This is a genomic window from Rothia sp. CCM 9417 (assembly GCF_048513575.1).
GTDB lineage: Bacteria > Actinomycetota > Actinomycetes > Actinomycetales > Micrococcaceae > Rothia.
The window spans coordinates 16,068-33,316 of record NZ_JBLXXT010000011.1 but is presented as its reverse complement, the minus strand read 5'-3'; the positions used below and the strand labels follow the sequence as shown (position 1 = coordinate 33,316).

The 17,249-nt window shown below is 54.4% G+C and carries 26 protein-coding genes; 20 read left to right on the top strand and 6 right to left on the bottom strand.

The genetic code is table 11. From position 1 onward, the window contains the following. Positions 1–76 precede the first annotated feature (76 nt). The 5 genes from ACN082_RS09880 to ACN082_RS09860 all read left to right on the top strand — a co-directional run bounded on the left by ACN082_RS09880 (position 77) and on the right by ACN082_RS09860 (position 2,276). A complete protein-coding gene (locus tag ACN082_RS09880) occupies positions 77–283 on the top strand; it encodes a hypothetical protein (RefSeq protein WP_419100693.1) in 207 nt (68 codons plus the stop codon). Positions 284–500: 217 nt separating this feature from the next. Then, positions 501–890, top strand: a complete 390-nt coding sequence (locus ACN082_RS09875) for a RusA family crossover junction endodeoxyribonuclease (RefSeq protein ID WP_419100692.1) — start codon at positions 501–503, stop codon at positions 888–890. Further along, positions 887–1,039, top strand: coding sequence for a hypothetical protein (locus ACN082_RS09870; protein ID WP_419100691.1), 153 nt, complete (start codon positions 887–889; stop codon positions 1,037–1,039). Before ACN082_RS09875 ends, ACN082_RS09870 begins: the two co-directional genes overlap by 4 nt. Positions 1,040–1,113: 74 nt before the next feature. Further along, a complete protein-coding gene (locus tag ACN082_RS09865; RefSeq protein WP_419100690.1) occupies positions 1,114–1,890 on the top strand; it encodes a hypothetical protein in 777 nt (258 codons plus the stop codon). A gap of 197 nt (positions 1,891–2,087) precedes the next feature. After that, positions 2,088–2,276, top strand: a complete 189-nt coding sequence (locus ACN082_RS09860; RefSeq protein WP_419100689.1) for a hypothetical protein — start codon at positions 2,088–2,090, stop codon at positions 2,274–2,276. Positions 2,277–2,809: 533 nt separating this feature from the next. On the opposite strand, the gene ACN082_RS09855 is transcribed toward ACN082_RS09860, so the two are convergent. The 6 genes from ACN082_RS09855 to ACN082_RS09830 all read right to left on the bottom strand — a co-directional run bounded on the left by ACN082_RS09855 (position 2,810) and on the right by ACN082_RS09830 (position 6,627). Continuing rightward, positions 2,810–3,148 carry a hypothetical protein gene (locus ACN082_RS09855; protein WP_419100688.1) on the bottom strand — a complete coding sequence of 113 codons (339 nt, stop codon included), beginning with the start codon at positions 3,146–3,148 and terminating at the stop codon, positions 2,810–2,812. A 432-nt stretch (positions 3,149–3,580) separates the two neighbouring features. After that, entirely contained in the window at positions 3,581–5,101 is a 1,521-nt protein-coding gene (locus ACN082_RS09850; RefSeq protein WP_419100687.1) for a hypothetical protein, read from the bottom strand. Between the two features lie 104 nt (positions 5,102–5,205). Continuing rightward, complete coding sequence (locus tag ACN082_RS09845; RefSeq protein WP_419100686.1) at positions 5,206–5,505, bottom strand: hypothetical protein; 300 nt, start codon at positions 5,503–5,505, stop codon at positions 5,206–5,208. Positions 5,506–5,538: 33 nt separating this feature from the next. Further along, entirely contained in the window at positions 5,539–5,847 is a 309-nt protein-coding gene (locus ACN082_RS09840; protein WP_419100685.1) for a hypothetical protein, read from the bottom strand. Continuing rightward, a complete protein-coding gene (locus ACN082_RS09835; RefSeq protein WP_419100684.1) occupies positions 5,848–6,147 on the bottom strand; it encodes a hypothetical protein in 300 nt (99 codons plus the stop codon). 243 nt (positions 6,148–6,390) lie between these two features. Then, entirely contained in the window at positions 6,391–6,627 is a 237-nt protein-coding gene (locus tag ACN082_RS09830) for a hypothetical protein (RefSeq protein ID WP_419100683.1), read from the bottom strand. A gap of 470 nt (positions 6,628–7,097) precedes the next feature. Here ACN082_RS09830 and ACN082_RS09825 point away from each other — a divergent pair, with 470 nt between their 5' ends. From ACN082_RS09825 to ACN082_RS09755, 15 genes are all read left to right on the top strand, one after another. Continuing rightward, complete coding sequence (locus tag ACN082_RS09825) at positions 7,098–7,577, top strand: hypothetical protein (protein WP_419100682.1); 480 nt, start codon at positions 7,098–7,100, stop codon at positions 7,575–7,577. Positions 7,578–7,651: 74 nt separating this feature from the next. Then, complete coding sequence (locus tag ACN082_RS09820) at positions 7,652–9,268, top strand: hypothetical protein (protein WP_419100681.1); 1,617 nt, start codon at positions 7,652–7,654, stop codon at positions 9,266–9,268. 6 nt (positions 9,269–9,274) lie between these two features. Next, positions 9,275–10,597 carry a hypothetical protein gene (locus ACN082_RS09815; protein WP_419100680.1) on the top strand — a complete coding sequence of 441 codons (1,323 nt, stop codon included), beginning with the start codon at positions 9,275–9,277 and terminating at the stop codon, positions 10,595–10,597. After that, positions 10,590–11,585, top strand: coding sequence for a hypothetical protein (locus tag ACN082_RS09810; RefSeq protein WP_419100679.1), 996 nt, complete (start codon positions 10,590–10,592; stop codon positions 11,583–11,585). The genes ACN082_RS09815 and ACN082_RS09810 overlap by 8 nt, the downstream gene beginning before the upstream one ends. Beyond that, a complete protein-coding gene (locus ACN082_RS09805; protein ID WP_419100678.1) occupies positions 11,582–12,541 on the top strand; it encodes a hypothetical protein in 960 nt (319 codons plus the stop codon). Before ACN082_RS09810 ends, ACN082_RS09805 begins: the two co-directional genes overlap by 4 nt. Continuing rightward, positions 12,541–12,897 carry a hypothetical protein gene (locus ACN082_RS09800; protein WP_419100677.1) on the top strand — a complete coding sequence of 119 codons (357 nt, stop codon included), beginning with the start codon at positions 12,541–12,543 and terminating at the stop codon, positions 12,895–12,897. Before ACN082_RS09805 ends, ACN082_RS09800 begins: the two co-directional genes overlap by 1 nt. Before the next feature lie 66 nt (positions 12,898–12,963). Continuing rightward, positions 12,964–13,971, top strand: a complete 1,008-nt coding sequence (locus tag ACN082_RS09795; protein WP_419100676.1) for a major capsid protein — start codon at positions 12,964–12,966, stop codon at positions 13,969–13,971. Beyond that, positions 13,971–14,123 carry a hypothetical protein gene (locus tag ACN082_RS09790; RefSeq protein ID WP_419100675.1) on the top strand — a complete coding sequence of 51 codons (153 nt, stop codon included), beginning with the start codon at positions 13,971–13,973 and terminating at the stop codon, positions 14,121–14,123. The genes ACN082_RS09795 and ACN082_RS09790 overlap by 1 nt, the downstream gene beginning before the upstream one ends. 58 nt (positions 14,124–14,181) lie before the next feature. Further along, positions 14,182–14,604 carry a Gp19/Gp15/Gp42 family protein gene (locus tag ACN082_RS09785; RefSeq protein ID WP_419100674.1) on the top strand — a complete coding sequence of 141 codons (423 nt, stop codon included), beginning with the start codon at positions 14,182–14,184 and terminating at the stop codon, positions 14,602–14,604. A gap of 47 nt (positions 14,605–14,651) precedes the next feature. Then, positions 14,652–14,969 (top strand): hypothetical protein, encoded by a 318-nt coding sequence (locus ACN082_RS09780; protein WP_419100673.1) that lies wholly within the window; start codon positions 14,652–14,654, stop codon positions 14,967–14,969. Then, a complete protein-coding gene (locus ACN082_RS09775) occupies positions 14,956–15,294 on the top strand; it encodes an HK97 gp10 family phage protein (protein WP_419100672.1) in 339 nt (112 codons plus the stop codon). The genes ACN082_RS09780 and ACN082_RS09775 overlap by 14 nt, the downstream gene beginning before the upstream one ends. Then, the gene (locus tag ACN082_RS09770) at positions 15,278–15,685 is read left to right on the top strand and encodes a hypothetical protein (RefSeq protein ID WP_419100671.1); all 408 of its coding nucleotides are present in this window, start codon (positions 15,278–15,280) and stop codon (positions 15,683–15,685) included. The genes ACN082_RS09775 and ACN082_RS09770 overlap by 17 nt, the downstream gene beginning before the upstream one ends. 38 nt (positions 15,686–15,723) lie before the next feature. Further along, on the top strand, positions 15,724–16,284 hold the full coding sequence (locus tag ACN082_RS09765) for a hypothetical protein (RefSeq protein ID WP_419100670.1): 561 nt from the start codon (positions 15,724–15,726) through the stop codon (positions 16,282–16,284). A 90-nt stretch (positions 16,285–16,374) separates the two neighbouring features. Then, positions 16,375–16,827, top strand: coding sequence for a hypothetical protein (locus ACN082_RS09760; protein WP_419100669.1), 453 nt, complete (start codon positions 16,375–16,377; stop codon positions 16,825–16,827). A gap of 29 nt (positions 16,828–16,856) precedes the next feature. After that, a complete protein-coding gene (locus ACN082_RS09755) occupies positions 16,857–17,207 on the top strand; it encodes a hypothetical protein (RefSeq protein ID WP_419100668.1) in 351 nt (116 codons plus the stop codon). Positions 17,208–17,249 lie beyond the last annotated feature (42 nt).

Here is a 17,249-nt window from a genome sequence, read left to right as displayed (position 1 = left end):
AAGTCGCAGAACGGCAAAGAACCGCCTCGGCCAAACACTGCCACTGCTGTTGTTGTAAGCGTAAGGGCAACAATACATGACTCTTGCCCTGCTCGCCTGGGCTTCTTTCACGGCGGTCGTCATGCTGGCTCTAGCCGGTGTGGGGGCCGCCGCCCTGATACCCCTCACAGCCCTCTACCTCACAACAAAGGCCCTGCAACCACTGGTTCAGGGCCTCACCTATGCCCGCGACTATCTCGGCCTCACCCCCGCCTGGTGGTGGGGAATCGAAAGGAAACCATGACAAAGAAAGCAAAAGTCTACAGAACCAGCCTCGGCATCTGGATCCACCGCTGCCCAAAATGCCCCAGCCTGTACATAGTCGCCCATGACAGCCACGCTGAGGCTATGCAAGACGCGCATAAGCACATGCTTAGCGCTCACGCCCCTGCGCGTGAGGTCACCCGCCTACGCCAAAACCGACCCAACAACTGGCGGAAACGATGATAATAACCTTCCACGTGCCGGGCGAACCCGCACCGCAAGGCTCAAAAATACCCGGCAGACGCAAAAACGGCGGAATCTACCTCAGAGAAGCAAACAGAAACCTCAAACCCTGGAGGGAAGCGGTAGAAAAAGCCGCAACCGCTCACGCCGGGAAGTTCACCGGGCAACGCCCCCTCACCGTGGAATACACCTTCCACCTCACCAAGCCAAAAAGCGTGCGCCGCTGGCTACCCTGGGTCAAACCAGACCTGGACAAGCTCGTCCGCGCGGTCAACGACCCCATCAGCGTTGCAGGTGTCTGGGACGATGACGGGCGCGTAACCAAGATAATCGCCAGCAAACATTACGCCGATGAGGAAAACCAGCCCGGCGCGCAAATAACTATCTACGAGGAGCAACCATGATTCACCAAACAACTATCTCCCGGCACTGGGGCAACAACGGCAAGCCATTCTTCTGGGTGCGCTGCACCTGCGCCCGGTATGAGGCTGCCTGCCCTACCCGCGCTAAGGCTGAGGCTAAGGCCCGTCAGCATGAAAGGAGCGCGCACTAAATGGCCGCCCAAGCCGAAGCCACCTGCCACATCTAACCCCCCCCTGCACGCTCGCACCCTGAGAGAGGCACACCATGCACCCATGCCAAATCTGCTCCCAACCCACCCACGCCCGCACCTGCAACCCCTGCATAGGCCTAGTAGAACGCCTACTCGACCAAGCAGGCCTGCTCCTACCCGAGCTAGCGACCGAAGCCACCGGGCAAGCCACCAAAACCCCCGGTGGCTGGTCCACCGGCTCCGAGGGCGCGCCCGCAGGTATCAGGCTGGCACCCCTGCAAGCCTCATACGACCTCACCCAGGCCATAGCAGGCATGGCCGCTAACATCGGCTTGCACACGCGCAAACCCGGCAGACTCAAACCCCAGGCATACAAGCTCGCCTGGCCTGCCGAAAACACCGCTAACCTCCTGGAGCTCTACACCGACCTATCCCTAGCGGTGCGCACCGCTGAGCGGCTGGTGAACCCTCAGCCTGAGCTTATTCTCTGCGGCTGGTGCCCGGCCTGCGGGCAACTAGTGAAAGCCCCTGCTGACCGCACGTACCATACCTGTGCCTGCGGGCAAGGGCTAGACCTTGTGGCTCTCAAAGAGCGGCGTGGGGAGATGGTGCATGACCGGCTTGACGGGACCTACTTCACCGGCTCGGACACTAGCGCCGCGCTAGCTTGCTGTGGGTACGCCGTGACTCAGGAGCAAGTTAGCATGTGGGGAGTGCGGGGGAAGGTGCCGAGGGAGAAAATAAACGGTCACTGGGTTTACCTGTTTGATGATGCGTTACATCAGGCGGAACTCAAGGAGTTAAGGCGTGTGCGTAGGGAGCAGAGGAAAGCTCTTGACAAGGCCTCATAATTTGTGATTAGATACCTGATAGGTTCGGAAGTCCTGTAGCTAGGGGCGCCGGGCTTTTTTTGTGCCCTCCTGCCTCCGAGGGGGTTGGGGCGGCGGGCACTTTTTCCTTTCTAAAGTGTGTGTTCAGCGAACAGGAGGGGGCAGGCTATCTGCCCCCTCCTTTTTGCACCCAAAAAACCAGGGGGGCGGTGGGAATCATGCGGAAACCAGACCTCACCGACCTACTGCGCGCGCAAACAGCACGCGAACAGCAAAAACCCCGAGCACAACTCCCACCCTGGCTACGCGGCGACCTACCCGAACGCACGCGCGACCCGCTACCAACCTACGCAGACCCCACCGCAGAGGAGGCCCTCAGTGACCGAAAAAGAACCAGACGCCGCTGAAACCTGCAACCTTGACTGCTTCGCAACCGGCACATGCACCTGCACCGAACACACCGCCAAAAAGGCCCAGCATACAGCTGGTCGGGCAATTCTGAGTCATTCATTTTAGGAAAAAGCCCTTCCTCCACTGCCGAAACCAGGAAGTAAAATCATAGGTTGCGGCCTGTTATTTATGAGGGTGACAGGGGGCCATGCGGGACTAAAAAACTCGCATGGCCCCAGCCACTTAGAAAGGGCGCGGTCATGTGGAAAAAAACCGGGAGCAGAACATCCCCCCTACCTAGAGGGTGGGAGAAAATACGCCAGAAAGTCCTGGCCCGGGACGGGTACCAATGCGTCGAAACGCGCGGGGACACTGGTGAAAGGTGCTCAGCTAGAGCAACAGACGTTGATCATATCGGCCCGGCAGATGACCACAGCCTAACCAACCTCCGCTCCCTGTGCTCCTACCACCATTCCCGTAAAACCGCCAGACAGGGAGGCCGTGCCAGGTGGGCAAAAAAGCCGGGACCTAAACATCCCGGCTTGTTGCCCTAGCTCTCTGTAATCGCCACATTCCCAGGGTGGGAGTCAAGAACATAAGCGGCGTATTCCTTGATGTTTTCCACGGTCAAGGGTTTGGGTCCCTTGTGCTGGTAGTCTGGCACCTCGCCTTCTTCGGGGTCCCCTCCAACGTTGATAGCGTCAGACCCGCCTTCGTACCCGAACCCTGTTTCGTTGTCGTCCCACCAGATGTGACCCTCTAGGGTGTCGTGTGAAAAATCGGGGGTATGTGGCCCGGCGTATTCTTCAACCTGCTTCACGATGCCTTCCAGGGTTTCGGCTTGCAGGGTCACGTTCTCTTTGGCGTGCTGGGTTTTTAGGGTGAACATTGCTTTTTACTTTCTATCTATGGTTTTTACTGTAGTGGGTATCTATTTTTCATAGCGCCCATGATGACATCTTTTTGATGTGGGAGCGGACAGCCCGCCTGACCATGACCCTCACCTGTGCCACATCAGCGCTGGTGTATGGTCTGCGGGGGTGCCACGCCCCGCGCCGTGAAACTTTGGTTGTACCGTCCGGGAGGACCGACTCTAACACTAGGTGACCGTCCTCTACTGTAGCGTTCACGGTGACTATGGGTGATCCTTGCAGTATGAAAGTTTCGGGACCTTCCATGCGTAGAACATCAAGGGCATACGATGTTAGGCGGGTTATTGGGCCTTGCTCTGGGGCCATGTACCAGGGTAGTTTTTGCATCATCTTTCTCAATTCTTCGGGGGCCCGCCCCGCTATAGGGCGGGCTTGAAACTGGGTGGGGGTTAGACCGTTGCCGGGGTTTTTACCGGGGGTAGGGATCCGCTAGGGGTGAGGGTAGCCAGCCCACCGTTCACGGCCTTATTGATCGGGCGCATCTTTTTCAGCAGCTTGACGACAGCCTGTGCCATATCATCCCCAACCTTGACCGGTTCAACCCCTGATATTTCGCATACCACGCCGCTATCTTCGATAACTACGGGGGTTAGGGTGTCCCCTTCCACGGCCACATGTAGCCGGTTTTTGGCGGTGTAGTGGGAGAACTTGATGAACACCGGGTGAGGGGCCAGTGCTTGCGCTTCTTTGAGCGCGGGGGCTATGAGCGTTGCCCTGTTTTTGACGTTCAACCCGGCCCCGGTTTCAATCGTGATGATTTCACCGGATGCTTTTTCTTTGGGGCTTTTTTCTGGGACTGCCTCAGCTTCCACCGGTTCGGGCGCGGGGTCCTTTTTTGTGTAGGTTTTTGTTTTCTTCGGGGCTTTTTTCTTCGGACCCGCCCCGCTTCCTTCGGCGGGGGTTCTTGCTCCTACCCACTCAGCGATAGGGCGTTTAGGGTTGTCGGGTACCTCGGTATCGGCAACAACTGGGCAGAGCAAAACATCAGCCTCTACGTCTTCTACTTTGAGGGATAGCGTTCGGGTATCATCGGACCCCTCAACAGTGAAACTTCGGGACCCGTTTACTGACCGCAAAAACCTAGTGAGCAGCCCGGCAGAAACAGTAACCGAGGGGACCCAGCCCCTGAAAGTTTCTACCCGTATTTTTCCGGGGGCAACAGAAACACCGTACCCGTCAATTATCACCCTCCCACCTTTGGGCAGGGAGAAAGATTTTACGGCTTCTAATACTTCCTTGCAGTTACCCTTGACGCGGTGTTCTGGCTCCTTTGAATCGAACAGCGACAGCACCTCCGGGTAACTTACATCTTCGATTTCTGCAACAATTTTTACCGAACCTTCCTTACTTGCTAGCGTCAATTCAACGTGCATAGGGTAGATTGTTAGGGCTTGAAAATATCGGCTATCCAAGGACCCAACAATAACGCCGGGTATAAAAATCCGGGAGGTAACGGGATTATCGGTTTTTACCGGAACACGCGTTAGGGTGTAGCGGTCCGTGGCCATGATGTAAGTTGAATCGCCTTCTTTTTCGATGCACGCGCCGTTGAGTTTAGGTAGCGTGCCGTCTGCGCTTGCGCTACTTACAAGAAGCCTGCGCTGATCATGCGTTAGGGATTCAACGGACACCCATGCCCTCCCTAATTCTGGGGCCTGAGCTCTGCCGTCCCAAGAAGCGTCGTCGGCTTCCTCTCTGAGGCCGTAGGCTTTTACGCCTTGCCCCCAACCAGTTAAGCCGGTCAATTCTTTATGCGGTAGGGGGGTGCTGCGGGCATAGGTTTCACCTTCTTTTTCATTAATGATGACGTGGAACTTGTCACCGGCGTATCCGTACCCGGTTAGTACACCATAATTATTTTTAGCGATTTTACGCATGGTTGGTTGGAAGAACTTAGGGACGGTGAGCATGGTTTTTCTCCTAATGTTTTGCTTGTGTAGGGGGCGTTTCCCCTGCGAGTGCCCGCCCCCGGTATCGAACCGGGGAACTACCCCAAACGGTGCGGGCTATCTTCTTACAGGTAGCGGGTTAGGATAGGTTCCCACCACTCTGAGGCATCTACCTTTTCGTGGACTTCCTCCCAGTCAATCGGGATAACGGGGTAGGGCCCCACGATGTCGCCGTTACCTAGCACGGTGACACCGTCCGGCAGTTCCCGGTCAATAGCAGCTTCTAGAGCTTCTTTCGCGTCAGCGTTCATCTGCTCACGCTGGTCATCGGTTAGTGAGATTTCACGGTTAGGGTCAATGTCGTGTGCCTGTTCCCAGGTGGTGTTCGTGCCTTGTGTCCAGGTGCGGTAGAAGGTGGTGTTCATGGTTTTCTCCTTATGTTTTTTGGTGGATTATTTTTACTTAGTGGCCTGATTCATGGCCCGTTTTGAGGGCCAGAAAGCTACCGTATAGCCGGCCTTTCTGAGTGCATACGTGGTTGATCCATCCGCACCCCATTGGGTTAAGTCTGATGCGATTTCGTACCCGCCCCCGGTGACAAATGTGTATTCCCCTGACCGGTTGATTCGCCCGCAACGTGGTGTGTCAAGGTCACAGCCGATAGCTTCCAGCGCGGTTTCTAGCGCTTGCACATCATGTGTTGCCCATGTTTTCGCGCCTGTGTGGATGTTTTCGCGCTTCTTGTAAAAGTTGATTTGGGTGGTCATTTAGATGCCTCCATCTAGCTCAATGAAAGTTACAAGGGTTTCGATGATTTCAGGGCTGGTCATGCACTGCGTGCCTGCTTCTACCCGGTACCCGGTAAAACCGCCGTACACATCGAAGAATCCTGCTTCGGTTGCGCATCCGTGGCTTGTGGTGACCAGGGTGTCCCGTACGCCGTCACCGTCTGCGTCATGCCATGTGAGTATGGGGCTTGCGGGTTCTGCCGGCGCGGGGGCTTCGGTTGCGGTGCACCCGGTGAGTGCGGTGGTTGCTAGTGCGGTGAGTGCTAGGAGCTTTTTCATTTCTATTTCTTTCTCTTGTGGGGGCGTTCCCCGTTGGCTTGTGATACCAGCTTATCCGCATACGGATAAGCTGTGCAACCCACCAACAACCTAAAACACTCGAAAACGAATCGAACACGCACCAAAAAACAGCGCATGACAGGCCAAAACAAAAAACAAAAAAACTTTCAAAAAAGTTTCAGAGCGCACAAAAAAAGCCCTGTACCAGAACACACGTTCTAGTACAGGGCACCTACCAGGAAGCTACCCCCTAAGCGTCTTGGGGGTAAAAACCTTCCTAGCCCTATAGCTTTCACTCATTGCATAGGCTTCTACGGTGGCACGCCTCCACATAGGCGTGAGCTTATCACTACCGCCCTCTAGCCACTCATCAGCCGGGGGCAGGTCGGGTAGCTTGGAAAGATTCGGCCCCTGGATACCCAGCAGCTTTGCTACTCCAGCTTTGCTCAAGAAAGCAGCTTCCACAGGCTCCATGCCCACACACTCCCTACATACATACACACACGCACACGCTCGCACGTGTACACATGAGACCAGCCAGCGGTCAATAACGACACGCTGAAAACTAACAAAAACATTCTACCCCGGCCCTATACCAGCCATGCCAGGCGCTCGGTGAACACGGTGCATAAATATGCGTACCAACTGCATAAAAACACAGGGGGCACCCCACCCCCTCCCCGGGGTCTTTTTCCCCTGACCTGGTCCGTCTGTCGCTCAGGCCGTGTACGGTGCCAGGGGGTCGAACGATTTTAATAGTTCCTTGATTTGGAGGTGAATATAAATGCAATGCCCTGTTTGTCGTGTCGCTTTCTATTCATACTCGGGGGGTAAGCCTCGTCGGTACTGTGGGCAGGAGTGCAGGTACGCTGCTCAGAAGGAGCGGCAGGTTTTGAAGAAGAGGCGCAAGCGTTTGGCTGGTGCTGGTTTTGCGCGTGAGGTTTTGGCGAATGTTGATTCTCGCCTTGCTGAGATTGGTGGTGATTTTGTTGGCAGCTCCTAAGCATCCTAGTAGGCGTGCTCGGCGTAATAAGGACTCTGTTGATTGGAGGACGGTTGAGATTACTCCGGGGGAGCAACCTGTGTTGCCTGAGCGTGATGGTGGTTGGTCTCATTTGACTCATGAGTTCTGGGACGCTTTGGGGGAGTTGGAGCTTTCTTCTTCGTTCACTGCGATTGAGTGGAGGTTGCTGGTTCTCGCGGCTTCTTTGCATGAGCAGATTATGACGGAGGGTGCGTTTATCCGTGTGGATCAGCTAATGTCGATTTTGGGTCGTTTCCCTCTGACTCCGAAGGATCGGCAGGCTTTGCGTATTCAGGCGCTTACTGGTGACGAGTTGGCTTCTAAGACTTCTGAGCGTGAGCAGAAGGTGATGAATCAGCAGATGGAAGCAATCAACAAGTTCAGCGGTTTGCGTGCTTCAAAGTAGGGAGGTGCGGGGTGCCTTTCAAGCCTGAGTATGAGGGTGAGTTCCCTACGTTGGGTTATTCGGTTTTGGAGTGGATGGCTACTTATTTGGGTGCTCCGGGTCGTGATGAGTACGAGCCGTTTGTTCCTACTAGGGAGCAGGCTGAGTTCTGTTTGGAGTGGTATCGGCTTGACCCTTTGACGGGGCGTAGGGCTTATCGCCGTGGTGTGCTTGCTCGTCCGAAGGGTTGGGGTAAGTCGCCTTTTGGTGGGGCTCTGTGTCTTGCTGAGGGTCTTGCTGATGTTGTTTTTGACGGGTGGGACTCTAATGGGCGGCCTGTGGGTAAGCCTTGGTCTCGTGTGCGTTCTCCGCAGGTTTTCTTGTTGGGTGTTTCTGAGCAGCAGACTGAGAACGCTTGGTTGCCTTTGTTGTCTATGGCGCGGTCTGGTTCGCTGGTGGATGATTATGTGGGCTTTGAGCCGATGGAAACCCGGGTGAACCTGCCGTCTGGGTTTATTGCTCCGCGCACTGCCTCTGGTAATACTCGTGAGGGTGAGCCTACTACGTTCGCTATTTTGGATCAGACTGAGTCTTGGGTTCCTTCTAATGGTGGTGTGAAGCTGGCTCGCGTTGTTCGGCGTAATGCTGGCAAGGTGGGCGGTTCCACTTTGGAGTTTCCCAATTCGTTTACTACTGGTTCGGGTTCTGTTTCTGAGAAGTCTTTTGATACCTGGTTCAAAATCAAGCAGGGTCGTACTCGTGATAAGGATGGCCTTCTGGTTGATTCGCGTGACTGGGGTCAGGTTGATTTGGATGACGAGAACTCTTTGATGGCGGGTTTGGCTCGTGCCTATGGGGACTCGGCGCTCCTGCCTGATGGATGCGTTATTCATGATCCGCCTTGCACGGCTGAGACTTTCACTCAGGGTTGGGTTGATTTGTACCGTTTGAGGCAGGAAATTTGGGACCCAGATACTACTGTCGCTGACGCTTACCAGTATTACGGGAATGTCGCCCATGCTGACGCTAACGCTTTTGTTGAGCAGCATCAGTGGGCTAACTGTGAGGACTTGGAGGCCCCAGAGGTTTCTGAGGATGAACCGGTTGTTCTTGGTTTTGATGGTTCTCGTGGGCGCTCTAAGGGCGTTTCTGATGCCACCGCTTTGGTTGCTCAGAGAGTTTCTGATGGCCTGTCGTGGGTTGTTGGGCTGTGGGAGCAACCTGACACGGCTGAGGGTAAGGATTGGGATGTCCCTGAATATGAAGTTGAACGGACTATTCAGGATTTCATGGATGGGCATCATGTTGTCGGCTTCTACGCTGACCCTGCTATGTGGCACACAAATGTTGCTGGCTGGGAAGCCAAATATGGCTCTCGGCTAAAGGTTGGTTTGAAGAGGCACCCTATTGCATGGAAAACCTCGGAACTGCGTAAGACAGTTGAGGCGGTTGAGCTGTTGCGTCTTAGCATCGTGCAGGGGGAGATTCGGCACCGTGGTGATTCTAGGCTGACCAGGCATGTTTTGAACGCTCGTATGCGTCAGACCCGTTCTGGGAAGCTCATGTACAAGGAGTTCCCTGATTCAGCGAAAAAGATTGATGGGGCGTACGCCCTCATGTTGGCTAATGCTGCGCGCTTGGACGCTTTGAGTGTTGGTGATTTGAATAAGCCCAAAAAAGCTAATAGGTACGCGCCGAGGCGAGTTAGGTAGGTTTCCGTGAATGAGTTAGAACCTGGTAGTGACCTGTGGTGGTTTAACCGTTTGTGGGTGAAGCTGTCCCGGGCTGCGCCCGAAGCGGCGCTTTATAATTCTTGGGTTGCTGGTGATCCGCCTATTCCTGCGCCTGATAATGACAAGCCGGGGTTCGAGCGGTTGCAGCGTATAGCTCGGGTGAATGTTGCTGGCCTGATTGTTGAGGCTCGTCTCCATAGGTTGCAGCTTTTGGGGGCGGAGACTGGTTCTGACTCGTCGGCTGATGGTGACGATATTGTGCGCCGGTTTTTTGTTGAGCAGGACTTGAAGCGGAAGTTCCAGGTCGCTTTCCGTGACGCGCTGGTATGTGGCCACGGTTATCTGGTTTTCTCTGAGGCTGGTGTTTTGGTTTCTTCTCCTGCTAATACAGTGGTTGAGGAAGATTCTTTTGGCCGGACGGTTGCGGCTTTGACTGTCAGGTATGACCCGGTTCTTGGTCGTCAGGCTATGGTGCTGATGCGCCCGGGGTATTCGGTTCAGGCTGTCACTAAGTCGGCTTATGCTAAGCTCCTGCCAGCTAATCATGGTGTCTCTTTCCTGCCTTCTTCTTGGGAGTTTCAGGACCCTGTGGAGAACTCTTTTGAGGGTGTACCTGTGTATGCGGTAGGTGATGGGCAGTCTCTGATTGCTAAGCACTTGCCTACGTTGGAGAGAATCAATCATGGTGTTCTGCAACGGTTGATTCTTATCGCTATGCAGGCTTTCAGGCAGCGGGCTATTACCAATGCGCCGGATAGGGACGAGCATGGTCAGGAGATTGACTACGACAATCTGTTTGAGTCTGCCCCTGATGCGTTGTGGATGCTGCCGGAGGGGACCAGTATTTGGGAGTCTGCTAGCACTGACTTCACGCCTGTTCTGGTTGCGGTGCGTGATGATCTGAAAGTGTTGGCCGTTGAGTCTAAGACACCTAACTACATGATTTCACCGGATGACGCTAACGGTTCGGCTGAGGGCGCTCACGCTCAGCGGGAGACGCTGATATTTGATGTTGAAGCTCTTATTGCCTCTTTTGAGGGGGTTATCAAGAGGTTCATCTCAGATGTTCTGGTGTCTCTTGGGGAAGCGGAACGGGCTGATGTTTCTAACATGCAGTTGCTTTGGGCTAACCCACGCCGTTCGTCCGTTATGGAGCGCGCGGAAGCCGCACGGGCGGCCTCTGACGCTGGGGTGCCTTTCCGTCTTGTGATGAAGAACTTTGCGGAGCTTACCCCCGAAGAGGTTGAGCAGGCCATGCAGGGGCGCGTTGAGGACGTTTACCACGAGGTGGTGAAGGGCGTTGGCTAGCATTGCCCGGTTTGTTGACGCGCAGACTCTCGCTATTGAGTCTATTGTCAAGTCGCTGGTAGACGCTCTCGTTGCCCTGTGGTCTGGGGTTGAGACCTGGAACGAAGAGGGTATTAGCTTTGCCCGTGCTCAGAGCGTGGAATTGGTGGAGAGCGCCCAGGCTGAGGCTAGGCGAGTTGTTTACGCTCACTCGTTACCTGTTTACCAGCAGGCTGGTGTGAGTGAAAACCAGCTGAGTATGGGCGATTTGGGTCTTGATACTCCTGATTATCCACGCCGGGGGGTTACAGCTTTCGAGGTGTGGGAGAGGCCATTGCGAGAGTACCGCAAGAAGGCTTCATCGGGTGCCTCTAAGCAGCAGGCTGTTTCGGCGGCGTTGAGCAGGGTTGAAACCGTGGCGGATATGGAGGTTCGTCTGGCTAAAAGAGATCAGGAAGCCCGTATCAATCTTGCCTCAGAGCGCGTGATGGGGTATCGCCGGTTGATACACCCTGAGCTTTCTGAGACGGGCGTGTGCGGTTTGTGCGTGGCTGCGGCTACTCGCATCTATCATCGTGGCGACCTGTCCGCTATCCATCCTTCCTGTAAGTGCACTATTGCCCCAGTGACTAGAACAGCTGACCCTGGTTTACACCTGAATGATGATGACTTGCGTGAGTTGTATAAGCGGGCCGGGGGCACGGGCAAGTCGAGTCTTTCTAATGTCCGCCTGGTTGATTTTGTTTCTGGGGAGCTGGGGCCTGTGCTCACTAAGGAAGGAACCGAGAAGCAATACGCGCGCTCGCGGTACGAGGTTGAGAATGAGCGTGCTGCCCGCGCTACTAAACCGCGTGATGTGCCAGAGAAAATTGAAGCTCTCAAATGGCAGATTAGCGACCTAGAGAGAATCATCAGCGAGGAAACGTTAGACCTTGCTAAGAAGATTTACGAGAGAAGGCTTGCCCGCTATTACGCCCAGCTTTCTATTTTGGAAAAGAGGGCGGCATGATAAGGCTGGTTATTGGGCCGCCTGGTGCTGGCAAGTCCACTTTCATTCAGGGCAAGCAGGGCCCTAAAGATTTGGTTATCGAGCTTGACCGCTTCAGAGAGTTAGCAGACAGCGATGATACGGCGCGCCTTTTACGGGGCGCTGTGGAATCTAAGGCCAGCAATTACGCGGGCGATGTTTGGATCGCCCGGACGCTGGCTTCTGCTAATGATGTTGAGGCGTATTGCAAGCGTGTAGGTGTTGATGAAGTGATTGTGCTGGACACGGACGCATCAACCTGCAAGGAACGTGTTATGGCGCGTGACGGTAATGAAGATTTGTTTCAGGCCATCGACCGGTGGTTTGAGCAGTATGACCCGGGTAGTTCGGGTTCCGACATGGAGGAAATTTTTATGAGTTCTGACAAGAGCAAAAACGGTGTAGAGGCTGACAGTCAGGAAAGCAAGGCCACGGAAAGTGAACAGGGTTCTCCTGCTCCTAAGCAGGAATCTGTCGAAGAGTTCCTGGTTAAGGAGAATGAGCACGGGTTCCCGGATGATACACCGATCGAAAAGATGAGTTACAAGCAGCAGGCCGCTTACTGGAAGTTTCATTCTCGTAAGCACGAGAGCGCACTCAAGAAGGTTTCTAAGGAACCTGTTGTTGAGGATGCTCATGCTGAGCCAGAGTCGCCTTTGCTGCGGAAGCTGTTTGACGCTGAGTTCCGCGCGGCCACGGTTGGTATCGGGAAGGACTTGGGGGCTCTAAAAGAGTCCCTTGATATGTCTAAGTTCCTTGACGCTGACGGTGGTATTGACGGTAAGAAGCTCGCTGAGGTTATCGAGGCTGTCAAGCCTAGCAAGCCTGCGGGCGCTCCCGTTGGTGGTGCCTCCACAAGTTCTTACGAGGGAGCCACTGGCTATGAGTACGGTCTAGAGCTGTACAACGAAAAGTACAAAATTAATGGAGGTTCATAATGCCTAAGTTGCATACTGAAAACGTTGGCGGGGGCTACGACGCTCGTTGGCTGTCTAGCCCTCGCGGGCTGTACACTGCCCGCACCGAGACCGCTGACGCTTCAGCTTTTACGGCTGTTGTTGAGAAGTTCGGGAAGGTCCCGTCAGGGTACCCGGTTATCAAGACCGGCGATAAGGTTGAGCCTTACACAGGGTCAGGTGACATTGTGGGGCACATCCTGTTTGACCAGGACACTCGTTACGGTGACGTGGCTGTGCCTGTGTTCGACCACGGTCGTGTCAATACCGAGCATGTCCCTTACGTTTCGGGCAGCTTCACTGCCCCCGATAACCACCCGCACATCATCTACATTTAACCGGCAACCCAGAAAAATCTTTTACAGCACCACTTTGTGTGGTGCTTTCTATTTTAAGGAGGAACTATGGCTCTTTGGACAGACGTTATTGAGCCTAGCGCTCTTACCGCTATTGCGCGTAAGACGCTGGAAGACTATGAGGCTAAAAAGTCTTTGAGCGCCTGGATCCCTAACGACACGGTGAACGATATTGTTGCCCGTGTAACTGAGGACTCGAACGGCCTTGTTGATGTGGCTAACTTCCGTGCATACGATGCCAGCCCAGATCCAACATCGTTTACCGGTGGGCGCCGCCGCACGGTTGAGCTTCCCCCTCTGGGCGCTTGGCTCCCGGTGAGCGAGTACGACCAGCTTCGTATCCGCAACGCCTCTGACGAGGAAATTCGTAATCACATCGTCAAGACTACCCAGCGTTTGACCCGCGCTGTTGTGGACCGCATGGAGCTCATGCGCGGTGTTGTCCTTACCACCGGTAAGGCGACCATTGACCAGCCGAACTTCAAGACTGAGGACGACTTCGGGCGTGACGCAGATATGTCAGTGACAGCCACTACCCTGTGGAGTGACCCTGACGCTGACCCGCTAGAAGACCTCGGCAACTGGGTTGAGAAGTACGTTCAAAAGAACGGTGAGGAACCGGGCGCACTGGTTATGTCTCGTTCTCTACAGCGCCAGATGTTTGGCACTAAGCCTTTCCTCCTTGGCGGTAATGGCGCTTCACGCCGTGTCACCGCTGACGAAGGCCGGGGCATCCTGGGAGCCAATGAAGTACCGGAACTGTACACCTACGACCGCACTGTGCGGGTCAAAGGCAACTCCACCCGGGTGCTACCCTCTGACCGCATTTTCCTGCTCCCTTCACAGGGACTAAGTGACCTCGGTAAGACTTATTGGGGCCGTCCTCTGACCGCTTCTGAGCCGGGCTGGGGCCTTGTTGGTGAGCAGCAGGCCGGAATTGTGGCAGGCGTTTACAAGAACGAGAAGCCACCTGCTATCGCAGAGGTACACGCAGACGCTATTGGCCTGCCCATTCTGGCTAACGCCAACCTTGCATTTACCGCAAAGGTCCTGTAGTGGCTACCGTCAAAACCGCATGCGTTGTTTCGGTCGCGGGGCGTATCGTGACGCTACTGCCGGGAGATGAAGTGCCGGAGGGCGTTGTCATCACTAACCCGGAGGTAGTTGAACAGCCTAAAGCCACTACCTCTAAGCGCTCTAGGAAGTAGCTAATCATGGTGAGGCCACTAGAGATAGTGGCCTCACCTCTTTTACAGGGAGGTACCTATGGGGAACATAGTTACGGTAGAAGATGTAGCTGCATCGTATGAGGGTGAGATACCCGATGAACAGCGTGAGTGGGTAGGCCAGAAGATCGCTGAGGCCCAACGCATCCTTTATGCTCAATGCCCAGCAGCTAAGGCTCGCGCCTCGATTGACAGCGAGTTCTTCTTGCTGGTCAAAGACTGTGTAGTGCGTGCTGTCTTGCGTGTCGTCAGGGACGAGTCTCCCATGTATCGGTCGGAGACTGAGGGTAATTACTCGTATTCCAAGAACATGCTGGTTGCCTCTGGTGACATTTGGTTCCCTGATAAGGAGCTGGCCTTCCTTGGGTGCAACGCACGAACGAAGGTGGGTGGCACGAGATTGCGTATGAGCGCCCCTTATGGCTACCCGTCACGGGTTGCTAGAGGGGTGAAGTGGTATTGAGTCTCATACGGAACCCGCGCCATACTGTGGTGGTTACCCCACTAGACGTGAGTAAATCTGAGCGTAATGGTTCTATGGTTTTTACCGAGAAGGAGCCGTTCACTGTCAAGTGCAACGTTCAGCCTGCGGCTACAGATAACTTGAACCGTTCGTCTTCAACGATCACTCTTATTGATGGTGTGCTGCCGGCTCACATGGTTCGTATCGTCTTCGCCCCTGGTGTTTACCCCGATATTTTGCACGCAAAGATTGAGTACATGGGTCGTATCTACTCGCAGAAGGGTCCGGTATCCATGTATCGCATGGGCACTAAGGCCACCTGGTACGACCAGATAGCTGCGGAGAGTGGTAATGCGTACGTTTAAAGCTAATCCGCGTGCCAGCTCTGAGCTTGCCCGGATGATTGGTAATTCAAGCGTTCTGGATCGTGTAGCTGCTGACATAGCGGCCCTGTGGAAAGCTAACGCACCTGTTGACAGCCGTGACTACCAGAAGTCTATTCGGGTCGACCCTATCGACTACCACTCACGTTTGGGCGTGATTGTGAAAGACAGGCTGGTTCATTCCACGGACCCTGCTGCCCACCTCATTGAGTACGGGTACGCGGACAGCGTCAGGAAGATTACGGTCAAGGGGCATTTCACCATGACCAAAACGGTTAGGGGGATTGCGCGTGTCTTTAAGGGCTGACCCCTTAGCTTGGGTCTACGGGGTTCTTGAAGGCAAAGTTCGGCCCGCGATTTACTCTCAGGTGCAACAGGGCATGCCAAACGAGTTCGTGCTGATAAATGCTATTACTAACTCTCCTGACAGGCAGGCCGGTTACCGACATGGTTTCCACCTGCTAGCTTCGTTCACTTCGGTTGCACCAAATGATGCAGACGCATACGACAACTGCCAGCGTGTTATCAACCGCCTACTAGATGCGTTCAACAATGACGAGCAGGCAGGTGGCCTTTACGCCAGCATGGTTGAACCGGATAACTTGCCCACGCAATCCCCGCGAATCACGGCCATTGAGCGCCGAGACATCTTCCAATACACATTCACTATCGACTTCTATTTTGAGCTCCCTGACTAGGGAGCTTTTGTTTTTAAGGAGAAATCATTATGGGCTTGATGAAAAGTCGGACCATTCCTACCGGTCGCGGTATCATCTTCATCTCAAACGACCCAAGCGCTGAACCTTTTGACCCTAAGTCAATCAACCCCGCTGACGCGGCCACCTACCCTTCTGGTTGGACTACACCAGGTCTGACCTCTAAGGACAATAAGCTGTCCTTGGAAAAGGAGGGCGGGGAGACCGAGTCGTACCATGCCTGGGAGCTTGATGCGGTTGACTCAGAAATGGCTTCAGCGGCAGAGTCATTCACGATCAAGACTTTGGAACAAAACAAGTCTGTGTGGGAGCTCCTACACGCGGGCGGTGACTGGGATGACGAACTCAAGGCTTACCAGTACACAGATACCCACACAGTGGTTCGCTCAGTCCAGGTTGTCTTTGTCGCTGGCAACAAGCGCGGAGGGGTCTACTGGAACCAGGTCGCCATGAGCGAAGGAGACCCAATGGAACTTGGGGATGGCCTCGTTGAACAGTCGCTTCGCGGGAGCATCCTTGCGCCCTTGGAAGGCAAGCACCGAGTTGTGCGATTCCAGGTCCGCGAATACGAAAAGGCATAAGCCTAGCGGCTAAACCTATTGCCCCGCCCTGTGACCACAAGCGCCGCAGGGCGGGGTGGCCCCTAAGACCTAAACACGAAGGAAGAAAAAATGCAGAACAACGTTTACGAAGAAGCCAACCTGCCGACCCAGGCTTATGCCGAAGCCCCTAACACCCAGCTACCCGCGCAGAACCTGAACGAACCGCGTCAGCCGCAGGACCATTTGCCCTCACGAGAAGAGAGGCTTGAAAAAGCACAGAAGAACTTCTCCGAGGTTCCGGGCAGCCAGTACATGGTGCCTTTCCGCAAAATCAAGGGCTCTGACCAGATGCGCATCATCAACCGCCTCAGAAAGCTCATGCCCGAGGGTACGGACGCTGAGGAATTCGATGCCTCTGAAATGGACCTTGATGATTTCGCTGACTTCGTAGACTATCTAGCTGATAACTGGACTGTCGATAAGGAGGGCTTTGAGTCCTTCACTTCTGGTTCAGGCGGCATGGTCCGCACCTTGGAGCTGGCAATGGCCTTTGCGGACGAACTGGGAAAAGACATGCCCTAGACCAGGAATGCCGTCTCTACCCTGAAATCGTGGGTGACTTCCACGTCCTGTTCAGGGTAGATATTTTTGAGCTTATCTGGTCTAACGACCATACCCTGTTAGACAGTCTGTTAGAGCGCCTGAAGCATGAAGAGCGGTCGCTCTTTAAGGCGGCAGTGAACGGGTACGAGTATTTTGGCTATGGCACTTTGTCACGCCAAATTGATGATGTTCACGACTTGTTAGCCATATTCAGGCACGAATTCTTATCAGCTAATTCTGATAAGGACGCGGAACTGCCGGAACCCCTCTTCGCTCAAAGGCCCGGCAAGAAAAAAGATATTGAAGAAGAACCGGTTGATGAAGAGCAAGAAATTCTTGAGCTTATGAGCTGGGTTTAGTAAGGCACTCACATTACCCAAATGTGGGTGCCTTTATCTATT